This window comes from Micromonospora pisi (genome assembly GCF_003633685.1).
Taxonomy (GTDB): domain Bacteria; phylum Actinomycetota; class Actinomycetes; order Mycobacteriales; family Micromonosporaceae; genus Micromonospora_G; species Micromonospora_G pisi.
This window is the reverse complement of record NZ_RBKT01000001.1, coordinates 2081043-2099406: the sequence shown is the minus strand read 5'-3', so window position 1 is coordinate 2099406 and position 18364 is coordinate 2081043. Positions and strand designations below refer to the sequence as shown.

Annotated in this window: 24 protein-coding genes and 1 other RNA gene; 13 read left to right on the top strand and 12 right to left on the bottom strand. The window is 68.8% G+C overall.

Annotated elements, in window-relative coordinates:
* Positions 1-51: 51 nt before the first annotated feature.
* The 3 genes from BDK92_RS08285 to BDK92_RS08275 form a co-directional block, all read right to left on the bottom strand.
* Entirely contained in the window at positions 52-1203 is a 1152-nt protein-coding gene (locus BDK92_RS08285) for an IS30 family transposase (RefSeq protein ID WP_425462297.1), read from the bottom strand.
* A gap of 167 nt (positions 1204-1370) precedes the next feature.
* Entirely contained in the window at positions 1371-1805 is a 435-nt protein-coding gene (locus BDK92_RS08280) for a GNAT family N-acetyltransferase (protein WP_121156130.1), read from the bottom strand.
* 34 nt (positions 1806-1839) lie between these two features.
* Positions 1840-2586, bottom strand: a complete 747-nt coding sequence (locus BDK92_RS08275; RefSeq protein ID WP_121156128.1) for a sulfite exporter TauE/SafE family protein — start codon at positions 2584-2586, stop codon at positions 1840-1842.
* A 92-nt stretch (positions 2587-2678) separates the two neighbouring features.
* Here BDK92_RS08275 and rnpB point away from each other — a divergent pair.
* Positions 2679-3117: RNase P RNA component class A (gene rnpB, locus BDK92_RS08270), an RNA gene on the top strand.
* A 374-nt stretch (positions 3118-3491) separates the two neighbouring features.
* Here the strand turns inward: rnpB and atpF are convergent.
* The 3 genes from atpF to BDK92_RS08250 all read right to left on the bottom strand — a co-directional run bounded on the left by atpF (position 3492) and on the right by BDK92_RS08250 (position 4912).
* Positions 3492-4025, bottom strand: coding sequence for a F0F1 ATP synthase subunit B (gene atpF, locus BDK92_RS08260; protein WP_121156124.1), 534 nt, complete (start codon positions 4023-4025; stop codon positions 3492-3494).
* A gap of 181 nt (positions 4026-4206) precedes the next feature.
* Positions 4207-4491, bottom strand: coding sequence for a helix-turn-helix transcriptional regulator (locus BDK92_RS08255; protein ID WP_121156123.1), 285 nt, complete (start codon positions 4489-4491; stop codon positions 4207-4209).
* Positions 4492-4504: 13 nt separating this feature from the next.
* Positions 4505-4912, bottom strand: a complete 408-nt coding sequence (locus BDK92_RS08250) for a hypothetical protein (RefSeq protein ID WP_121156121.1) — start codon at positions 4910-4912, stop codon at positions 4505-4507.
* Positions 4913-5089: 177 nt separating this feature from the next.
* Here BDK92_RS08250 and BDK92_RS08245 point away from each other — a divergent pair, with 177 nt between their 5' ends.
* Entirely contained in the window at positions 5090-6019 is a 930-nt protein-coding gene (locus BDK92_RS08245) for a carboxymuconolactone decarboxylase family protein (protein WP_121156119.1), read from the top strand.
* 30 nt (positions 6020-6049) lie between these two features.
* Positions 6050-6616, top strand: coding sequence for a TetR/AcrR family transcriptional regulator (locus tag BDK92_RS08240; RefSeq protein ID WP_121161814.1), 567 nt, complete (start codon positions 6050-6052; stop codon positions 6614-6616).
* 95 nt (positions 6617-6711) lie between these two features.
* Here the strand turns inward: BDK92_RS08240 and BDK92_RS08235 are convergent, their stop codons facing one another.
* The gene (locus BDK92_RS08235) at positions 6712-7233 is read right to left on the bottom strand and encodes a hypothetical protein (RefSeq protein ID WP_121156117.1); all 522 of its coding nucleotides are present in this window, start codon (positions 7231-7233) and stop codon (positions 6712-6714) included.
* A gap of 38 nt (positions 7234-7271) precedes the next feature.
* Positions 7272-7823, bottom strand: coding sequence for a DinB family protein (locus BDK92_RS08230; protein ID WP_121161813.1), 552 nt, complete (start codon positions 7821-7823; stop codon positions 7272-7274).
* Positions 7824-8014: 191 nt separating this feature from the next.
* On the opposite strand from BDK92_RS08230, the gene BDK92_RS08225 reads away from it, so the two are divergent.
* The 8 genes from BDK92_RS08225 (at position 8015) to BDK92_RS08190 (ending at position 13302) form a co-directional block, all read left to right on the top strand.
* Positions 8015-8761, top strand: a complete 747-nt coding sequence (locus BDK92_RS08225) for a YbaB/EbfC family nucleoid-associated protein (protein ID WP_121156115.1) — start codon at positions 8015-8017, stop codon at positions 8759-8761.
* 1 nt (position 8762) lies between these two features.
* Entirely contained in the window at positions 8763-9086 is a 324-nt protein-coding gene (locus tag BDK92_RS08220; RefSeq protein ID WP_121156113.1) for a hypothetical protein, read from the top strand.
* Positions 9087-9097: 11 nt separating this feature from the next.
* Positions 9098-9895, top strand: coding sequence for a hypothetical protein (locus BDK92_RS08215; protein WP_121156111.1), 798 nt, complete (start codon positions 9098-9100; stop codon positions 9893-9895).
* The gene (locus tag BDK92_RS08210; protein ID WP_121156109.1) at positions 9895-10383 is read left to right on the top strand and encodes a hypothetical protein; all 489 of its coding nucleotides are present in this window, start codon (positions 9895-9897) and stop codon (positions 10381-10383) included. Before BDK92_RS08215 ends, BDK92_RS08210 begins: the two co-directional genes overlap by 1 nt.
* A gap of 278 nt (positions 10384-10661) precedes the next feature.
* Positions 10662-11384, top strand: a complete 723-nt coding sequence (locus BDK92_RS08205) for a TetR/AcrR family transcriptional regulator (protein ID WP_121156107.1) — start codon at positions 10662-10664, stop codon at positions 11382-11384.
* Between the two features lie 72 nt (positions 11385-11456).
* The gene (locus BDK92_RS08200) at positions 11457-12182 is read left to right on the top strand and encodes a hypothetical protein (protein WP_121156105.1); all 726 of its coding nucleotides are present in this window, start codon (positions 11457-11459) and stop codon (positions 12180-12182) included.
* Positions 12179-12628: a phage holin family protein gene (locus tag BDK92_RS08195; RefSeq protein ID WP_121156103.1), complete on the top strand. Its 450-nt coding sequence runs from the start codon at positions 12179-12181 to the stop codon at positions 12626-12628. The genes BDK92_RS08200 and BDK92_RS08195 overlap by 4 nt, the downstream gene beginning before the upstream one ends.
* On the top strand, positions 12625-13302 hold the full coding sequence (locus BDK92_RS08190; RefSeq protein ID WP_121156101.1) for a DUF3618 domain-containing protein: 678 nt from the start codon (positions 12625-12627) through the stop codon (positions 13300-13302). The genes BDK92_RS08195 and BDK92_RS08190 overlap by 4 nt, the downstream gene beginning before the upstream one ends.
* 19 nt (positions 13303-13321) lie before the next feature.
* Here BDK92_RS08190 and BDK92_RS08185 read toward each other — a convergent pair whose 3' ends face one another.
* A complete protein-coding gene (locus BDK92_RS08185; RefSeq protein ID WP_121156099.1) occupies positions 13322-13981 on the bottom strand; it encodes a DUF6766 family protein in 660 nt (219 codons plus the stop codon).
* Between the two features lie 136 nt (positions 13982-14117).
* The gene (locus tag BDK92_RS08180; RefSeq protein ID WP_211349135.1) at positions 14118-14567 is read right to left on the bottom strand and encodes a DUF6789 family protein; all 450 of its coding nucleotides are present in this window, start codon (positions 14565-14567) and stop codon (positions 14118-14120) included.
* Between the two features lie 313 nt (positions 14568-14880).
* On the opposite strand from BDK92_RS08180, the gene BDK92_RS08175 reads away from it, so the two are divergent.
* Entirely contained in the window at positions 14881-15465 is a 585-nt protein-coding gene (locus BDK92_RS08175; protein WP_121156097.1) for a TetR/AcrR family transcriptional regulator, read from the top strand.
* 530 nt (positions 15466-15995) lie between these two features.
* Complete coding sequence (locus tag BDK92_RS08170) at positions 15996-16838, top strand: alpha/beta fold hydrolase (RefSeq protein WP_121156095.1); 843 nt, start codon at positions 15996-15998, stop codon at positions 16836-16838.
* 134 nt (positions 16839-16972) lie between these two features.
* Here BDK92_RS08170 and BDK92_RS08165 read toward each other — a convergent pair whose 3' ends face one another.
* Together BDK92_RS08165 and BDK92_RS08160 are read right to left on the bottom strand one after the other, a co-directional pair.
* Positions 16973-17992, bottom strand: a complete 1020-nt coding sequence (locus tag BDK92_RS08165; protein ID WP_121156094.1) for an iron-containing redox enzyme family protein — start codon at positions 17990-17992, stop codon at positions 16973-16975.
* 94 nt (positions 17993-18086) lie between these two features.
* The gene (locus tag BDK92_RS08160) at positions 18087-18305 is read right to left on the bottom strand and encodes a hypothetical protein (RefSeq protein WP_121156092.1); all 219 of its coding nucleotides are present in this window, start codon (positions 18303-18305) and stop codon (positions 18087-18089) included.
* Positions 18306-18364 lie beyond the last annotated feature (59 nt).

Below are 18364 nucleotides of genomic sequence, written 5' to 3'. Positions count from 1 at the left end.
AAGGGCCCCTTGTTAACGCGGCGGATTCCAGGGGTCGTTGCAACACGATGGCTAGCCGGTGACGGCTAGGAGCTTAGCGAGACGCTCGGCTGGGGTGTCCCAGCCGAGCGTTTTGCGTGGTCGGCCGTTGAGTTCGGCGGCGACGGCGGCGAGGTGTTCCGGGCTGTGGGTGGACAGGTCGGTGCCTTTGGGGAAGTACTGGCGGAGTAGTCCGTTGGTGTTCTCGTTCGAGCCGCGTTGCCAGGGTGAGTGCGGGTCACAGAAGTAGACCGGCATGTCGGTGGCCATGGTGAACTCGTGGTGTAGTGCCATCTCGCCGCCCTGGTCCCAGGTCAGGGAGCGTTTCAGGTGGGTGGGCAGGGTGTTCATCGTGGCGAGTAGGCCGTCGCGGACGTGGTCGGCGGTCCGGTCGTGGCCCAGGTGCACGAGCAGGACGTAGCGGGTGGCGCGTTCGACGAGGGTGCCGATCGCGGAGGCACTGTCCTTGCCGATGATCAGGTCGCCTTCCCAGTGTCCGGGCACGGCCCGGTCCTCGACCTCGGCCGGCCGGTCACTGATCATGAGCATCGGTGCGACGAAGCGGGTCTGACGTTGCCCTGGCTGCCGGCGGGGTCGGCGCACGGCGCGTCCGGTCCGCAGGGCCGCGGTGAGTTCTCGGCGTAACTCGCCACGGCCCTGGACGTAGAGCGCCTGGTAAATCGTCTCGTGAGACACGTGCAACTCGCTTCGCTCGGGGAAGTCCCTGCGGAGCCGACGGCTGATCTGCTCGGGACTGTGTCTGAGATCCAGCCTTCCCTGCACCAGGGCGCGTAGCTCGGGGTGGGCGGCGATCTTGCCGGGCTTCGGACGTGGACGCCGACTGTCAGCACGCTCCTGCGCGGCGTAGGGCCGGTAAACACCACTACCCGGATGACGATTACGGCGTATCTCCCGGCTGATCGTGCAGGCCGGACGCCCCAACTCCACCGCGATCGCCGCCTGCGACGCACCCTCACGAAGCCGGTCCGCGATCACGATCCTCTCGTCCTGCGACAAGTAGCGGGCCGACCCAGACGAAGGCCGGACGGCGGAGCCTCGATCGCTCTGCCACCCGGCCTTCGTCTGGCTTTCCCTGCCATACCGCCAGCGGTGACCGGTCCTCCGGTTGACCCCCACCAGGCGACACGCCTCACTCGTACCCACACCCCGCGCCACAAGATCCAAATATGCCTGACGTTCGGCACGGAGTTGCTTACGACCCTGCGACCGACGATCCGAACGGCTCTCGAACACTGCAACCCCTGAAACACTCAGGCGTTGCAACGATCCCCAGAACCCGAGCGCTATGCGTTAACAAGGGGCCCTTCCTTGCGCTGTGAGGCGCGGGGTGACTAGAGGTTGATCTGGTAGAGGATGAAGCCTCGGTTGATCGCGACCTGGTCGTAGAGGCGCCGCGCGATGATGTTGGTCTCCTGGGTCGACCAGTAGACCCGGCAACACTCCTGCTCACGCGCCCACTCGGTCACCGCCGCGATCAACGCCCTGGCCACGCCCCGGCCACGCGCCTCCGGGGCGGTGAAAAGGTCCTGGAGATGGCAGACGTCCGGTGCCGAGGTGTTGGCGTGGATGAGGAAGTGCGCGATCCCCACCAACTTGCCGTCGATCTTCGCGCCGAGCGCGTGCATCCGGGTGTCGTCCTGGAACGCGTTCCACGCCCTGTCGTACATCTCCGGTGGAAGCTCACGCTGGTAGAAGTCGACGTACGCCCGGAACAGGGCTTCCCAGTCGGCGCGATCCTCCGGCGCGAGCCTGCCAACAGTGATCATGCGTTGTCTCCCCGTGCGGACTGGTCCCCAGACCCTAGATGAGCAGAACGCCGATGGTCGTACCGAAGGCGACAATCACGCCTTTGAGTACGGCCGGCGGTAGTTGGCGGGCCAGCCGGGCACCAAAATAGCCCCCGACCAGGGTCGCCGGCGCCACGATAGCCACCGCCGCCCAGTCCACCGGCCCGAAGGCGGAGAAGATGACGATGGTGGTCAGCCCGACGACCGCCGAGATCACGTTCTTGAGCGCGCTGACCCGGGCCAGTTTTTCGTCCAGCACCAGGGCGAGACCGGCGACCAACATCACGCCGAGGGCGGCGCCGAAGTAGCCCCCGTACACCGAACCGAGCGCGACCATGCCCTGGAGGGTGAGGGTACGGCGGCGCGGGCTGAGATCCGCCGGATGACCGACCAGCCGGCGCAATCGATCCTGAAACGCGAGTACGGCCGTCGCGCCGAGCACCAGAACCGGAATGACGATCTTGAACGCGTCTTCGGAGGTGTTCAGCAGCAGCAGGCCACCGGCGGTGGCGCCGAGCGCCGCCGTGGGGATCAACGGCAGGACCCGGCTGCGGTCGGGAAGATCGTCCTTGCTGCCGGCGACCGCCGCCAGATAACCCGGACAAACCGATACGGAATTGGTTACGTTAGCCTGAATCGGCGGCATACCGATCGCGATCAGTGCCGGAAACGTGATCAACGACCCGCCACCGGCAACCGCGTTGATGGTGCCCGCGGCGAGCCCGGCGGCGAGCAGCAGGCCCGCATCGAGGAGATCCATCGCTGCTGAGAGTAGTCAGCGGCCAGGTCGGGACGGCGTTACTCCCGGCGACTCTGTGACGGTGTCGACAAGTAGACTTGCCGGGCGACGGACGAGTCGACCGGGCGGTCGCGTCGGCGGGTGAAAGCCCGCCGCCGAGGAACGTCCGGACTCCACAGGGCAGGGCGGTTGTTAACGGCAACCCGGGGCGACCCGCGGGACAGTGCCACAGAAAACAAACCGCCGGCCGATCCAGCCGAGCCAACAGGCTCGGCAGGTGACGCCAGGTAAGGGTGAAACGGTGGGGTAAGAGCCCACCAGCACCCCGGGTGACCGGGGTGGCTAGGTAAACCCCGCCCGGAGCAAGGCCAAGACAGGGCCATCACCGCGAGGTGACGGCCCGCGCAGACGCTTGAGGGCTGCCCGCCCGATGTCTGCGGGTAGGCCGCTAGAGCCTGCCGGCGACGGTAGGCCGAGATGGATGGCCGCCGCTGGTGACACCGGCAACGGTGCCACCGGGCACAGAATCCGGCGTACAGGTCGACTCGTCCGTCGCCCTCCAGGGCACAGTCCTGATCATGGCTCTGAACGGCGGCGGGGCCGGCCCCGTCTGCTTCCGAACCGGTCCGGCTGGGTGTCCGAGCTACGAGAACCTGCCCGGCCCTCCTAGCCGTACATCGAGGTCGCGGAGCAAAGCCCCGAGCCGGGAGTTGGTTGCGCCGGGCATCGGAGGGATCTGGCGGCCGGCGGCCAGGTGCTCACCCAGGTCGTGGAGGGCGTCGCGAAGATCCTCGGCAGTTGCTCGGTCGAGACTCAGATCGATGGGGTCAGCCACGTCGCGACAGTATCGGTCGAGTCGACCAGCGGGCGTGGCCGTCCCGCCGGCTGTCGGCGGCTTACCGCCGCTCTCGCCAAGAGCGGACCCGTCAGGACGTTGAGACGGCCTCGCGTTCGGCGAGGAACCGCTCGACCGTGCAGGCGCGCCGAGCTTCCTCGGCCAGTGACTCACCCACGATCGTGCCCGCCAGTTCGACCGCGAGCGCGCCGACCTCGGCGCGTAGTTCCCGGGCGACCGCCTGCCGCTCCCCAGCCAGCAACTCCCTGGCGGCCGATACGGCCCGTTCCACCTCCACCTGCGCGTCGGCCAGCGCGCTCTGCCGGATCCGCTCGGCGTCGACTCGAGCGTCGTCGCGGATCCGCCTGGCCTCGTCCCGCGCCTCGGCTATCTGGGCACGGTACTGCTCCAGCAGCTGACCCGCCTCGGACCGGGTGGCCTCCGCGCGTTTGATGCCGCCCTCGATCGCCTCGGTTCTCGCCTGGAGCATCTGCTCCATCCGGGGAAAGACGAATTTCATCAACACGAAGCACACCAGCGAGAACGCCACAGCCCCGACGATGAGCTCTTGCCATTGTGGAGTGATTGCGAGCGTGCCTTCGCTTCCAGCGGCATATTGCAACATCGATAAAGGCTACCGTCCGCAAAGGACTCACCGCTACCGCCGGCGGCCGGCAGCAGGTCGGCGCGAGCCGAGGAGATGGGAACCCTGGCGGCCCAGCGACGCCCGGCGGGGGAGAGCTGAGCCCCATGCCGACGCAATCAGTTCGACCCGAAGCAGGCCGTCCCTGAGTCGCAGACGAATGTCAGTCCGATACGGCTCGCGTATCCGGGCGGTTCGAAGCCTGATCTCGCGAGCTGTCCTCTCCGGATGGGCCCGGGTCGTTCGTCGTGTCCGCCCGGTCGGGCAGGAAGATCTCCTCGATGGTCCGACCGAAGATGTCGGCGATGGTGAAGGCCAGGGGCAGGCTGGGGTCGTACCGTTCGGTTTCGATGGCGTTGATGGCCTGTCGCGAGACCTTGCACCGGTCGGCCAGGTCGGCCTGGCTCCACCGGTGGGCTGCTCGCAGTTCGCGTAGTCGGTTCTTCATCGGTGTGGTGCGTTCATCGGTTGAAGCGGGTGCGCAGGTCCGCGGTCACATACCAGATCGCCATGCCGCCGATGATGATCAGCTGCGTGAGCTGATGGAGCTGGATGATGCCTGCGGAATCGAGCACAGCGGCCACTTGTAGCGCCACGAGGACCACCGCGAACGCTATGGCCATGCTCTCCAACTGGATCTTGCGTAGATACTCGTCGGCACGGCGGAACGCCCGCAGCAGAACCCATGCCATGGTGAGCGCGAACGCGCCGGTAGCGGCAATCCACCACGCCTTCTGGGTGGCGCTTTGGTCCGGGCTGCTGCCGAGCGCCAGGGCCACCCAGCCCAGCGTGACCACCGGTAGGCCGTCGATGAGAGCGGCGCGGCGGGCCGCGCGTGCCACTTGATCCTGCTGTGCCTGCTTCACCATGGAACGAAGGTAACGTGACCCTTCCATCTAGTCAAGCTCACCTGACTTTATGGAAGGTGTCCCTGACATCGCCGACGATGTCGATCAAGCCGGGCTGTGAGGCAGCGTACTGGCAAGCGGACTCGCGTGTCCGCTACGGTTTAGCGGACACGCGAGTCCACTTACAGGAGATGTCACATGGCACACGTACGCATCAGCGACGCTCTCCGCGCCGTGGCCCTCTATCCGACCGAGGACCTTGAGACGGCACTCGACAGGTACTACGCCCCCGGCTACGTCCACCGGGCCGAGGGCCGGGAGATGGACCGGGCGGCGTTCCGTCAGATGGTCATCGCCGTCCGCGGTCAGATCCGTGGCGGCACGGTCACCGTGCTCGACGAGGTGGTCGACGGCGACCAGTACGCGGAGCGGCACCGCTACCGGATTACGATGAACGACGGCACGACTGCCCAAAAGGAGGTCGTCGTGTTCGGTCGGTTCGCGCCGGACGGCCGCTTCGCCGAGCTCGGCGAGACGGGCGTCGAAATCGGGGATAAGTCCCCCTCGGAAGGGCCACGGCTGCCGGATCCGGACCCGGCGACCATCCCCCCGGAGGTCAGCACCTTCCTCAGCGCACTGCCGCCCGACCCGCAGGTCAAGATGCTCACCCAGTCGACCGGCACGGTGAAGCCGTTCATCCAGTTCGCCCGAACCCTGTTCACCGGGCTCGAACTGCCCGAACGTACGCGAGAACTGGTCATCCTTACCACCGCCGAGTACACCGACTGCGGTTTCGTGACCGCTCAGCACGTGCCGATCGCCCGAGCGGCCGGCGTCAGCGACGAGACCCGCCGGCTCATCAAAGAGCGCCGGCTGACCGATCCGAGCCTCTCCGCGTACGACAGCCTGGTCATGCGCTTCACCGCCGACATCGCGCAGCGGCCGACGGTGAGCGACGAGCTGTTCGCCGAGGCCCGCGAGCACCTCAGCGACCGTGAGATCGTCGAGGTCATCCAGGTCGCCGGCTACTACTGGACCTTCGGTCGGGTCAGCACCGTGCTTCAGGTGCCGGTGACCCAGGTCTATGGCGAAGAGACGTTGACCAAGCTCGACGCCGAGACGGCCTGAGCGCCAGTGGTGGTGTGGGACGCTGATGCGGTGACAGAGCCGCGACCCTCCAGCGCTGCCCGCACGCACCGGCGCTCCGACGCCCGCCGTAACCAGGAACAGGTTGTCGCCGCGGCCCAGGAGTTGTTCGCAGAGCACGGCCTCGGGGTGACAGTGCCCCAGGTCGCCGCCCGGGCGGGCGTCGGACGCGCCACCGTCTATCGCAGCTATCCGACCAAGGAGGACCTCGTCGCGGCCGTTGCCGGCGAGCATTTCAACCGGCTGGAAGCTGGGGCACGGCAGGCGTTGGCCGCGCCGGACGCGTACCGTGGCCTGAACGAATACGTCCTGGCTCTCTTCGACGAACTGGCCCGCAACCGTGGCCTGGCGACCGCCTTCTTCGAGGCACGCATACCGTCGGCAGGAAAGCTGCTCGACCTCATCGGCCTGTTACTGCAAAACGCCGCCGGTTCCGGCCAGGTACGGCCCGACGCGACCGTACGGGACGTGCGGGTCATCCTCTGTGGCGCGGTCCGTCAGCTGATCGTGCTGCGGGAAAACGACCCAAACGTCTGGCGCCGGTACGCGATCATGGTGCTCGACGCGTTCCGTGCCTGACCGCTCGCCGCGCAGCAGGAGCAACGGAGATCGGCGAGGCTGCGGGTGCCGCTCCACCAAGGCGCGGTTGGGTTAGCCACCGACCCGCTCGGCGGTCACGACTCCGCCGGCAGCATCCCTCGCTTCCGCAGCCAGGCATCGAGTTCCTCGTCGGTCCCGTCCAACGGCGGCGGATCGGCGGTGAAGTACGCGTAGGGCGCGACCGATACGCCCTCGACGACGCGGCGCGGGTCGTCCTCGGGCGCGTCCGGATCCAGGTCCTGGGCCGTCAACGAGTCCATCGAGTAGATGGCGAAGCCGGCTCGCAGGTCGAACCCGATGTCGGACGGGGTGCCCAACTGGCCCTTGGCTGCCAGGTCGGCCATCACCTCGTCCATGAACCGGTAGGTGAGTTGCACCCCGTCGAAGTAGACCTGGTTGTCGACGCCGTAGCCGATCTCGACAAGTTCGACGATGTCGTCCTCGTCGTAGGTGACGACGAGCATCGGGTCCACCGAGTCGTAGACGGCGCGAGGACGCTTGCCGGCGTGGGCCGGAGGCCCGAGCCTCCGCTCAACATCGCTGCGTGGATCACCGATCTTCACGGCTTCGACGCCAACCCCGGGCATGATGTCCATTCTCGCCATTATGGAGAGGACCCTGACATCATGGGGCGTCAGGCCGGTGGATCCTCACCGGTGAGCCCGTCCACCGACTCGCGGATGAGGTCGGCGTGGCCGACGTGTCGGGCGTACTCCTCGATCATGTCGATCAGGAGACGCCGCAGGCTGGGTGACTCGCCGTCCGAGGTGGTGATCGTGCCGGGATGGTCCAGGCCACCGTCGGCCAGTGCCTGCCGCACCATCGCGCGGGCGCGGGTCACGGCGTCCTGCCAGAGCGCGAAGAGTTCTTCGGGGGAGTCCTCGGCGGCCGAATGCCACGGCCAGTCGGGGTCGTTCTCCCAGTCGACCGCGTTCCACGGAGAACCCGGATCGGCGCCGAGCAGCTTCCACGAGAACGTGATCGCCTCGACGGCGGCCAGGTGCTTGAGCAGACCGCCCAGGGTGATCGACGAGGCGCCGATCGTCACTCTCATACCGGCCGCGTCCAGCCCGCCGCACTTCCACGCCAGGGTCGCTCGCTGGCGTTCCAGGGAGCCCAGGAGGGTGGCTGTCTCGTCGCCCGCCACCGGTGGTTCCCGGAGAACCGGCTCGTTTGCACTGGTCATGGTGGCCGAGGCTAACGCGCCGACCAGGATCGAGTCCAGACTCGGATACACGGGCGCTTATCCGTGGAGCGAGGAGAGACGATCCGTAGTGGTGGGACCGCCCCTGGCGACGGCGACCGGGGGCAGCGGGGTGGGCACCATGACGCTAGGTTGGGCGCACCGGAGATGATCTGATCGGCGAGGGCTGTTGCATGAGTGAGACGCTCGACGAGTTCGCCGAGTTGGAGGAGCTTCGCCGGATGGCGGAGGAGCTGAACCAGCGGCTCGCGGCGGGGCAGCGGGAGACGGCCGAGTCGTCCGCCCGGGACTCCCGGGAAGCCGTACGCGTCACGCTCGGCCCGGAAGGTCGGGTGGCCGCGATCGAGCTGCTTCCTGGGTGGCGTCGGAACCTCGCCTCCGGCGAACTGGGGAACGCGATCGTGGAAGCCGCTGACGAGGCGGCCCTTCGCGCGGCCGAGACCTGGGCGGCCGTCCTCGACAACCGAGCCGCACCCGATCTGCCATCGGACCATTCCACCGCCCTCGTGGTCGACTCCGCTGCGCCGATGGACGACTCGTCGACCACTTTCGCCCGGGGCCTGTTCTACGTACTCAAGGACTCGTTCGCCCGGCTCGATGAGGTGGCCGTCGAGGCCGAGCGGCACGCCCGGGAGAGTGTGACCAGCGGTGACGCCGAGAATCGGGTACGCGTGACGCTGACCGGTGGCCGACTCGCCGCTGTACAACTGGACCCGCAGTGGCTCGCCGCCACCGACGACGACCGGGTCGGCCGCACGGTCACCGCCGCCGTCCAGGCCGCCTACCAGGACTCGGAGCGCCGGCGTACGTCGTTCAAGGGCTCGTGGCCGTTCCAGGAGCTCGACCGGATGACCGCCGACCCGGCGCAGCTTCTCGCCGACCTCGGCCTGGCCACGAGACAACCCCGAGGGGAAGACTGACATGGCGCCACCTGGTGAGCAGAAACTGAAGGCGTCGATCGAGGCGCTGCGCAAGGACGCGGCGGTCTGGGACGAATCCGCCGACGTACTGCGGGACGCCGCCGCGGTGGGCGCCCGGCTGGACCTCGGTGGCCTGCACTTCTCCTACATCGGCGACAAGGTGGGGCTGGTGGAGCTCTACCAGCAGCTTCAGGACCGGATCGTCCGGCTGCTCGGGGAGGGGGCCGTCACCTTCGACACGCTCGCCTCCGGGCTGCGCAGCGCGGCCGACGGGTACGAGCGGGACGAGGCCAACGCCGTACACCGGCTCGACAACATCTACTGAAGGGGAGCGCGGTGGGGCACGGTCTGCCACTGTCCGAGTCGGAGTTCAACGACCTGATCCACACTCTCGACGATGGGATCCGTCGGATCGAGAAGCTCGCCAACGACATCATCGACCGGGTCAACGACGGTCTCCGCTTCCTCGGACCGCTGGCCCAGGGTGCGTTGGACCTGTTGCGCAGGTTCGGCGAGCTGGTGACGAAGTTCTTTTCCGAGGTCGGCAAGTTCTTCACCCGCTGGGGTGTGCCCTGGACCCTCTACTCGCACGGCCAGACCTGGACCCAGCAGGTCGGCGGCCCGGTCCACGAACTCGTCTCGAAGGTCGACGCCGGGCAGCTCGTCACCGACGACTACTGGACCGGGACCGCCGCCACCGCCTACAACGGACTGCTGCCCCTCCAGGTGAAGGCCCTCGCCGCGATCAAGGCGGCCACCGACGACCTGGACGACGCCCTCTGGAAGGTGGCCGGCGGTGTGATCGCCTTCTGGCTCGCCATCGCCGCCGTGCTCGCCCCGTACATCGTCGAGCTGATCGCGGCGGCGGCAGCGGCGCTCGGCGTCGTCACCGCGCCCGCGGCGGCGGCTGCCGCCGGTGCCTCCACCGCCAAGGCCATCGCCCTGACCACCGCCGTCGTCACCATGTCCATCACCTACCTGACCACGCTCTGGACCCAGATGCGGGACCTGGACCAGCGTCTGCACAACAGTGACGGTCTGCCGGACGGGCACTGGCCGACGCTGGTGTCGGACATCTCCAACGGACGGGTCCACGATGGTGGGAAGACCCTCGACTGGAACATCAAGAGCTGATGGAGGAGAGCGCGCCTGTGGACGCCGGTGACGACCGTACGCCTCTGTCCGACCCCGCCTCGTCCCGACGCGGTGCGGTCCGCACCGTCCTGGCCGGGATCGTCGTGGTGGTGCTCCTCACCGGCTTCACCGCCGGGGGAGCGGCGATGCTCGCGGCCGGTGAGTTGCCCGGGCTCCCGTTCGCCGTCGGCGGCGCGGTTGCCCAGCTCGCCGCCATCGCCATCGTGGTCACGGTGCTGAGAACCCGATCGGGTACGGGCGACGGCTCCATTTCCCGCAGCCGCGTCGCCTCCGCCGTCGCGGCCTTTGTCCTGATCCGGGCGGTACTGTTCGTCACCTTCATCGGGCTTGTTCTCTTCAGCCTCGTCCGGGTGGTGCTGGGCGACAACTGGTCGCTGTTGACCGCCGGCATCATCGGTCTGATGCTCTTCCTGCTCGCCCGGGGAGCCCGACGCCTGACTCACGGCCTCAAGCGCACCTACGGGTGAGGTCAGGCGGCGTTCTGCTCAGAAGATCAGCGAGACCACCAGGATGAGCAGCGCGGTCAGCGCCAGTGACACCAGGATCGAGCCGAGGCAGCCGAGCCGGTTCGAGAAGAAGACGAACATTCCCGGTGTACCTCCTGGTCGGCTGTCGCGTCGTGGCGGCGCTGCGACCTACATACCCTCGGGCTGCTCGGCCAATCTCCGTGCGCGCCGATCGACAGTCCGGCCGGGACAGTGGCCGCGAGCACCGGCGGGACCGCTAGGCGGGTTAATGTAGCGCCATGCAACCTGACGCGACGTCGCCGGTCGACGATCCCGCACCGGCCCGGGACCGGCTGCTGCTCGCCGCCGCGCAGTTGCTGGAAGGAGGCGACCGCTCCTTCTCCACCCGGGCGATCTGCGACCTCGCCGGGGTGACCGCGCCCACGCTCTACCACCACTTCGGCAGCAAGCAGGGGCTCATCGACGCCGTGATCCACCACGGCTTCACCCAGTACGTCTCGTCCGCCGGCTCCCCCGAACTCTCCGACGACCCGGCGCGGGACCTCCGTGACGGTTGGGACCGGCACGTCGCGTTCGGCCTCGAACACCCGAATTTCTACGCCCTGCTCTACGGCAACGTCGAGCCGGGTCGACCCTGTGCGATCACCGGTCCCGCCACCGACATGCTGGTCAGACTCCTGGACGAGGCCGCCCGGCGAGGGCTGCTGCGAGTGCCACCGGTCGAGGCCGCCGCCCAGATCCTGGCCGCGAACGTCGGCGTCACACTCAGCCTGATCACCCAACCCGGGCAGCGGCGGGACACCCGGCTCTCCGTACGGGTCCGCGACGCGATCCTCGACTCCGTACTGACACCGACGCGGACACCGGAGCCCGGGACGGACGAGCGACCCCGGGCCACCCCGGCGATCGCGTTGCTCGCCGCTCTCGACCAGGATCCCGCCGGGCTCACCCCTGGTGAACTGGCGCTGATGCGCGAACTCCTCAACCGGATCGGGGACTGAGAGACCCGACAGCGGGTAGCCACCACCATTCGACAATCCCGTCGAGGGGTCGCGGCACCGTGGGGGGCCTTGATGACGCAGGACGTAAGCGCCGGCGACGGCCGGGCAACCAGGACGCAGGCGGCGAAGCAGGGTGCCGCGCAGACCGGCCAGAAGGTTTCCCAGGCCGGCGGCGCGCTGGCACACGGCGCCGCCGACCAGGGGCGAGACGTCGCCCACGAAGCGAGCCAGCAGGCCCGGCAGTTGATGGGACAGGCAACGTCCCAACTCCGGGAGCAGGCCGGGGCCCAGCAGCAACGGGCGGCCGACGGCCTGCGGGCGCTCGGGGACCAGTTGCGGACCATGTCGGAGCGAACCGACCAACCGGGCCCCGCCACCGACCTCGTACGTCATGCCGCCGGCCGCGTCCACCAGGCCGCGCACTGGCTCGACCAGCGGGAACCAGGCGCGGTGCTGAAGGAAATCCGCGACTACGCCCGCCGTAACCCGGGTGTCTTCCTCGCCGGCGCGGCGGTCGCCGGGGTGCTCGCCGGCCGCCTCGGGCGCAGCATGAGCGGCGCCGGGGGCGGCGGTGTCATGTCCGGCGGTGGCGGCTCACCGGACGGCGGTGACGGACACCACGAGGGTGACGGCCATCGCCGGAACGTCCGGCCCGGTGCGATGCCCGAGTTCCGACCGACCGCGTCGAGCGCGCCGGGCGCGTCGTACACCGACGCCGGCCGCGGAACCGCCGACGAGGAGGCCGACCCGGGCGGAGGACCGGAGGCCGACCCACGTCCCGGCGGGACCCGGCCATGAGTGCCGCGACGACCGGACCGGGCGCCACCCGGGAACAGGAACGCGACCCGGGACAGGCCTCGATCGGCGAGCTGCTCGGCGCGATCACCCGGGACACCACCATCCTGGTCCGTCAGGAGCTCGAACTCGCCCGCGCCGAGGTACGGGCCGAGGTACGCAGTGCGGTCAAGGTCGCCGGCATGTTCGGTGGCGCCGCGCTCGGCGGGTTCATGGTGCTGCTCTTCCTGTCGTACGCGATGTGGTGGGGGCTGTCGAACGTCATCGACGAGGGCTGGTCCGCGTTGATCGTCGCGGCGGTCTGGGGATTCATCGCGGCCGTCCTGGTCACCATGGCACGGCAGCGGATGCGCGGCCTGGCCGGCCTGCCACAGACATCCGGCACCGTGAAGCGGATACCGGACGCGGTCAAGGGACGGACGGACCACCGATCGGGGGGAGAGCAATGAGCAGCATGGACCCGGCGCAGATCCGCGCCAGCATCGAGGAGACGCAGGACGACCTGGGCCGCAACCTGGACGCCCTCTCCGACAAGATGAACCCGCGCCGGGCCGTCCGGGTGCGGGCCGACCGGGCCCGGGGCACCTGGCAGAAGCTCAAGGAGAACATCATGGGATCCGCCTCGCACGCCCGCGACGCCTCGATGCACGCCCGTGACGCCTCGATGCACGGCATGGACGTCGGGCAGGCGCGTTTGTCGAACGCGCAGGACCGGATGTCGGCGGCCACCTCGGCCGCCACCTCGGCTGCCGGCGACCGGATGCGCGGTATGGGACACGAGGCCCAGCAGCAGGCACAGGGGCATCCGCTCGCGGTCGGTCTCGTCGCGTTCGGCCTGGGCGTCCTCGCCTCGTCGCTGCTGCCGGCGAGCCAGCGGGAGCAGCGGCTCGCGGGCCAGCTCCGCGACCAGGCGTCGGCGCACTCCGACCAGCTGAAGCAGCAGGCGACCGGTGTGGCTCGGCAGGCGCAGGAGAACCTGCGCGGTCCGGCGAGCGAAGCGGTCGGGGCGGTACGGTCGAAGGCCACCGGGAACGCTGGTGCCCTGCGCGACCAGGCCCGGTCAGCCGGCGAGGACCTGCGCGGACAGGCCCAGCAGACCGCGCAGGACGTACGCCGGCAGTGATCGCCCTCGGGCCGGCGGCTCAGCCGCCGGTCATGGCGTTCGGCGCGGTCACCGGCTTGGACTCGGGTGACCCGTGCTGGCGCAGGAAGATGCTCAGTACGACCAGCACGCCCACGGCGAGGAACTCGCTCTGCCAGTTCTGCATCGACTGGAACCAGAAGTCACTGGTCTGCACGAACTGCCACGCGCTGATCGGGGCGGCACCGCTCTGCATCGCCTGCTGCTCGTTGTATTCCGCGGTGCCGCCGAGCAGGTGCCCGACGAACGAACCGGCGAACAGCAGCAGCAGGGCGAGCGAGAGGCTGTTGCGGTAGACCGTGAGCGCCACCCCGCGGACGTGGACCGGCCACGGGCTGTCCGGCTTGGCGTGGTCGGCGTGGTCGTCCGGGCGGTCGGTCTCCTGCTCGGGTTTCGACTCCGACGAACCGTGCTGCACCAGGTACGCGGTCAGCAGCACGTACCCGCCCATCTGGAGGAACTCGGACTCCCAGTTCTCGAAGACCGCCTCGGCGAAGTGGCCCGTACCGAGGTAGGAGAGGTAGCCCTCGGGGGCACGCCCGTACTGGGTCAACTCGTCGTTGTGGGTCTGCCATCCGAAGACGCTCTGCAGGATCAGGAAGACCAGGAACGCGCCGAACATCGTCACCGACAGTGCGTTCGCCCGTAGCCAGCGTTTCATTTCCGGCTCCTTTCGCCGACGCGGAGCCTCCTTCCCAGTCGCGACGATTCGGAAACACGCAGGTCAGCGTTGCTGAAGGGTGCGCCGCCCCTGATGCTGGCGCGGGCCGGAGGTGAAGGAGCGTGCGGCAGCGCGGTCAGTCCGCGTGCGGCCAGGGGGACGAGCCGACCACGACGCCGTACAGGGTGTGGTCGACCAGGAGGGCGAGTTGTTCGCCGAGCCCGTGTCGTTTCCGGCTGATGCCGAGCTTCGGCGCGACCGTCGCCTCGAAGGCGGCCCAGAAGACGAAGCCGTACGCCGGGCCGACCCAGGCGCGGCGGCGGACTGTTCGGGGCAGCAGACCGAACGCCGCCCCGCCGAAGGCGCCGACGCTCCAGTGGATGAACTCGACCAGCGCGGGTCGCCGGTTTACCGGGACGCGGTTGAAAAGCGCCGGTGCGACGTGTTTGAGGAGTTGTTCCGGCGGGGTCCGTTCGACCAGGCCGAGCGAGGTGGTGGCCTGCCGTACGCCCGACATCGCCATCGCGGCGATCGCGCCACGGGCTCCCGCCCGGCCGACCGCCGCCAGTTGCCTCCCGCTGTCCACCTGGCCCCCTTCCGGGCACCGTCGCAGGTCGCGCGGACCGCGCCACGGCTACCCGCCCACCGTCTCGGCGAAACCTCGGGCCGCCGGAGCCGAGGCGTCGTGACGGCGAACCGCAGCCCTGCCTTTCCGCGCTCGGTACGGCGCCCGGGACACGTGGATCGATGATCAAATTGATGGTCGTCGGGCGTTTCGCCAGTTGGCCGGGGGTATGAACATGATCAAACCGCGGTGGCGACAGGTGCGGTTTTTAAATTGGCGGCCTAATCTAAATGTTGCCGGTTCGCGACGCGGACGTCGGGGAAGGAGAACGTCGATGGGTAGATCGTCACGCGCCGACGCGGCGAAGCACCGCGAAGAGGTGGTGGCCGCCACGTCGAGGCTCCTGCGTGAGCGCGGCGCAGCCGGGATGAGTGTGCAGGATCTCATGGCAGCCGCAGGGCTCACCCACGGCGGGTTCTACAAGCACTTCAGTTCGAAGGAAGAACTGGTGGGCATCGCTACCGAGACGGCGTACAACGAGATCCGGGGCATGCTGGAACAGGTGGCCGAGGCGATCCCCGGCAAGACGGAAGCCCGAGCCGAGCTGCTCAACCAGTATCTCTCCGCCGAGCACCGGGACGCCCCTGGCACCGGCTGTGCCATGGTGGCGCTCGCCAGCGACGCCGCCCGCGCGCCGCACGACGGGCCGCTGAGGACGGCGTACACGGTCGGGCTGGAGGCCGCGCTCGACCAGTTGACCGGATACCAGGACGCGGAGGAGGAGGTACGCCGCCGCGCGATCGCCGACCTGGCGTCGATGGTCGGGGCGCTCACCCTCGCCCGGGCGACCGGCGGGACGGCACTGTCGGACGAGATCCTCGACGTCGTCCGCGACGCCCTCATCGCCCAACGACAGTAGGTTTAGCCCGTTCGGCAACGGGCAGCCGTACACATGCCGATCCGGACGCCGGAGCCAGTCGCCGCCCATGAGGGCGGCTCGTTACTGACTCAGCGTGGCTGCGCTCTGCGTAGGACGCTTCCGGGGTGCGGCGTCAGCGCTCGGGAACCCACCGGCCGGACGGAGAACTGTCGGTTCATCCTCGGGGGCTGAGGTGCCCGTGCGAGCCGTTGTGTGTGGTCCAACGGCCGACGTGAGGTTCACGGCGTCCAGCCGCCAAGCCGCCAAGCCGCCAAGACGCCCTGGCGTGCCCGTGACGCCGGTCCCGGTGCTTGCCCGCATCCACAGGGCGCTCCTCCGATGGCGCCGCTCCCTGGTGCGGCCGTCTCATCGCGATTGGGATTTAGATTACATGCAACATCTAACTACGGAGGATAGATTAGGCCCATCATCTAAACGATGGCTGCGGTCACCCCGCCGGATCGAAGATCTTGGGAAGGTCTCGAACGACGCCGGCCGCCACGCCCCCTTTGAGGAAACCAGGAGCGAGCATGTCATTGCTGACCGCGCCGAACCAGACCATTCAGGCTAGTAATGGGACAACCTATACGTACCGGAGATTCGGCAAGACTGGCGGTACTCCGGTCGTCTTCCTCCAGTGCTTCCGCGGCAACATCGACATCTGGGACCCCGCCCTGGTTGACGACATCGCCGCCGAGCGCGAGGTCATCCTTTTCGACGCCAGCGGCGTCGGCGGATCGACCGGGCAGCCGCCCCACACCGTAGGCGAGTTCGCCCGCGACGCCATCGCGTTCATCGACGCGCTCACGCTGACCAGCGTCGACCTGTTCGGCTTCTCGCTGGGCGGCTTCGTCGCGCAGAGTGTCGTCCTACAGCGTCCCTACCTGGTGCGTCGGCTCGTCCTCGCCGGCACCGGGCCGGAGGGTGGACGTGGTTTCCACGCCTGGTCCGAAGAGACCCGGGAACACGCCTACCGAGAGGCGCAGGACGCCGAGGATCTGCTCTACCTCTTCTTCTCCCCTTCCGAGGAGAGCCGGGCCAAGGGGATGGAATACGTTGGCCGCATCTTCACCCGTCAGGAGGACCGTGACGCACCCGCCTCGCTCGCCGTACGCGACGCGCAGGCCGAGGCGATCGCTGGCTGGGGCATCCCGAGCGCCGGCAAGTTCGAACGGCTGGCCGCGATCCAGCAGCCCACCCTGGTGGCGAACGGCAACCACGACGTCATGGTGCCCACCTCGAACTCGTACCTGCTCGCCGGGCACCTGCCGAACGCCGAGCTGATCATTTATCCCGACGCGAACCACGGGTTCCTGTTCCAGTACCCGCACGAGTTCGCCAACGAGGTCAACCGGTTCCTGTCGGCCGCATGACCACCGCCTCGCGACCCTTCCGGCACCGTGGGCCCACAGCGCCGGAAGGGTCGCGAGGGACATGTCAGGAGTGAACCGGTCGGTGTGGACGCAGCTCGGTTGAGTGAACCGCCCGCTCATGCGCCGTCGGGCGGTCAATGCCCCAGTGCGATCGGTAGTCGCAACGAGGAGCGCTCCCGCGCCCAACTCGCCAGCATGTGCTCCGCCACCAGCCGATCGAGGGTCAGGCAGCAGGCGGCGCCGAAGAGCACGTCCGCTGCGCGCGCCGGTTCCGCCGCCGCGAACGAGCCGCAGAGGTCGTACGTGGCGATCTGCTCGTGCACCGCGTCGGCCACCACGTGCTCGTCGTAGAAACGGGTCGCCTCCGGTGGACCGCCGAGGCGCCGCAGCGCGTCACCGTAGCGGCGGTTCGGCAACGAGGAGGTCATCTCGAAGGCGGCGAGATGCCCGAGCAACGCACCCCGCCAACGGCGGTGCAGGCCGAACAGGGAGATGAGGTTGTTGGCCGCCAGGGTGACCGCCGGAACCGAGTCGACGTACGCGTGGTAGCCGGTGTCGAGTCCGAGCCAGCGCATCGTGTCGCGGAAGAGTTCGGCGTGCATCCGGGGCAACTGGCCGTGCCCGTACTCGTCCATCTGGATTTCGACCAACGCGGCCTTGGCGGGACCGTCGAGCCGGGGGATGCCCCAACTGTGCGGATCGGCCTCCCGCAGGTGGTAGACCGAACGTTGGGCGACGAACTCGCGAAACCGCGCCAGGTCACCTCGGCGGTGCAGTTCGGCCGCGAGCGACGGCCCGTCGTCGTCGGCGACCAACGTGCCGAGGGCAGCGGGTACGTCAGCCGCCTCCACCGCCGGCACCGGTCCGACCACGCGGCGCAGCGCCGATTCGAACCGGTGTTCCGCGACGGCGCGTACGGCGAGCAGCGACGGTTCCCACTCCCACCGTTCGTCGACCCCGTCCCAGCCCCGGTAGTGCAACTCGTAACAGGTGAAGAGGAACAGTTGCAGGTCCTCGTCCCCGATCGCCGCGACGTCCACGGAACCGTCGGTGCGCCACCGCTCGACGGCGTCGAACGACAGCCGTCCCGGTACGCCCGAGAGCGCCTCGACCAGCATCGCCGAGGCTGGTCCCCGGCCCACCGGAAGTCTCATCCGGCCACCTGTTCCATCGCGTCGGACACTGGCTCTCCCTCGCGGTGACAATGCCCGGTGATGCCCGCCGCGTCGCGGGTCAAACCCGCCCCGGCTACCCGACCGGTCGTCGCACCGTGTAGATGCGCAGGTTCCCGTAGGTGGCGCAGGTGACGAGGTCCCATCCCTCGGTCGACCAGGCGGTGAGCAGGGCGGCCGGATGGATCCCGCCGAGCGGGTGCGTCTGGCCGGACGAGTCGACCCACTCCCGCACCACCGCCGGACCGTGCAGCGCGCACTGGGCGACAATTTCCGCGTACTCGTAGCGAGACATGCTCCGATGATCTGACCGGGTGACGGCGCGGACCATCAGCCGACCAGACGATCGCCTAT

What these genes read in the sequence shown, in the direction of transcription:
- BDK92_RS08190 (WP_121156101.1), top strand. Translation starts at nt 12,625, where the DNA reads ATGAGCAGCATGGACCCGGCGCAGATCCGCGCCAGCATCGAGGAGACG.
- BDK92_RS08195 (WP_121156103.1), top strand. Translation starts at nt 12,179, where the DNA reads ATGAGTGCCGCGACGACCGGACCGGGCGCCACCCGGGAACAGGAACGC.
- BDK92_RS08170 (WP_121156095.1), top strand. Translation starts at nt 15,996, where the DNA reads ATGTCATTGCTGACCGCGCCGAACCAGACCATTCAGGCTAGTAATGGG.
- BDK92_RS08275 (WP_121156128.1), bottom strand. Translation starts at nt 2,586, where the DNA reads ATGGATCTCCTCGATGCGGGCCTGCTGCTCGCCGCCGGGCTCGCCGCG.
- BDK92_RS08175 (WP_121156097.1), top strand. Translation starts at nt 14,881, where the DNA reads ATGGGTAGATCGTCACGCGCCGACGCGGCGAAGCACCGCGAAGAGGTG.
- BDK92_RS08220 (WP_121156113.1), top strand. Translation starts at nt 8,763, where the DNA reads ATGGCGCCACCTGGTGAGCAGAAACTGAAGGCGTCGATCGAGGCGCTG.
- BDK92_RS08205 (WP_121156107.1), top strand. Translation starts at nt 10,662, where the DNA reads ATGCAACCTGACGCGACGTCGCCGGTCGACGATCCCGCACCGGCCCGG.
- BDK92_RS08160 (WP_121156092.1), bottom strand. Translation starts at nt 18,305, where the DNA reads ATGTCTCGCTACGAGTACGCGGAAATTGTCGCCCAGTGCGCGCTGCAC.
- BDK92_RS08200 (WP_121156105.1), top strand. Translation starts at nt 11,457, where the DNA reads ATGACGCAGGACGTAAGCGCCGGCGACGGCCGGGCAACCAGGACGCAG.
- BDK92_RS08245 (WP_121156119.1), top strand. Translation starts at nt 5,090, where the DNA reads ATGGCACACGTACGCATCAGCGACGCTCTCCGCGCCGTGGCCCTCTAT.
- BDK92_RS08165 (WP_121156094.1), bottom strand. Translation starts at nt 17,992, where the DNA reads ATGAGACTTCCGGTGGGCCGGGGACCAGCCTCGGCGATGCTGGTCGAG.
- atpF (WP_121156124.1), bottom strand. Translation starts at nt 4,025, where the DNA reads ATGTTGCAATATGCCGCTGGAAGCGAAGGCACGCTCGCAATCACTCCA.
- BDK92_RS08210 (WP_121156109.1), top strand. Translation starts at nt 9,895, where the DNA reads ATGGAGGAGAGCGCGCCTGTGGACGCCGGTGACGACCGTACGCCTCTG.
- BDK92_RS08255 (WP_121156123.1), bottom strand. Translation starts at nt 4,491, where the DNA reads ATGAAGAACCGACTACGCGAACTGCGAGCAGCCCACCGGTGGAGCCAG.
- BDK92_RS08250 (WP_121156121.1), bottom strand. Translation starts at nt 4,912, where the DNA reads ATGGTGAAGCAGGCACAGCAGGATCAAGTGGCACGCGCGGCCCGCCGC.
- BDK92_RS08185 (WP_121156099.1), bottom strand. Translation starts at nt 13,981, where the DNA reads ATGAAACGCTGGCTACGGGCGAACGCACTGTCGGTGACGATGTTCGGC.
- BDK92_RS08280 (WP_121156130.1), bottom strand. Translation starts at nt 1,805, where the DNA reads ATGATCACTGTTGGCAGGCTCGCGCCGGAGGATCGCGCCGACTGGGAA.
- BDK92_RS08235 (WP_121156117.1), bottom strand. Translation starts at nt 7,233, where the DNA reads ATGGACATCATGCCCGGGGTTGGCGTCGAAGCCGTGAAGATCGGTGAT.
- BDK92_RS08230 (WP_121161813.1), bottom strand. Translation starts at nt 7,823, where the DNA reads ATGACCAGTGCAAACGAGCCGGTTCTCCGGGAACCACCGGTGGCGGGC.
- BDK92_RS08225 (WP_121156115.1), top strand. Translation starts at nt 8,015, where the DNA reads ATGAGTGAGACGCTCGACGAGTTCGCCGAGTTGGAGGAGCTTCGCCGG.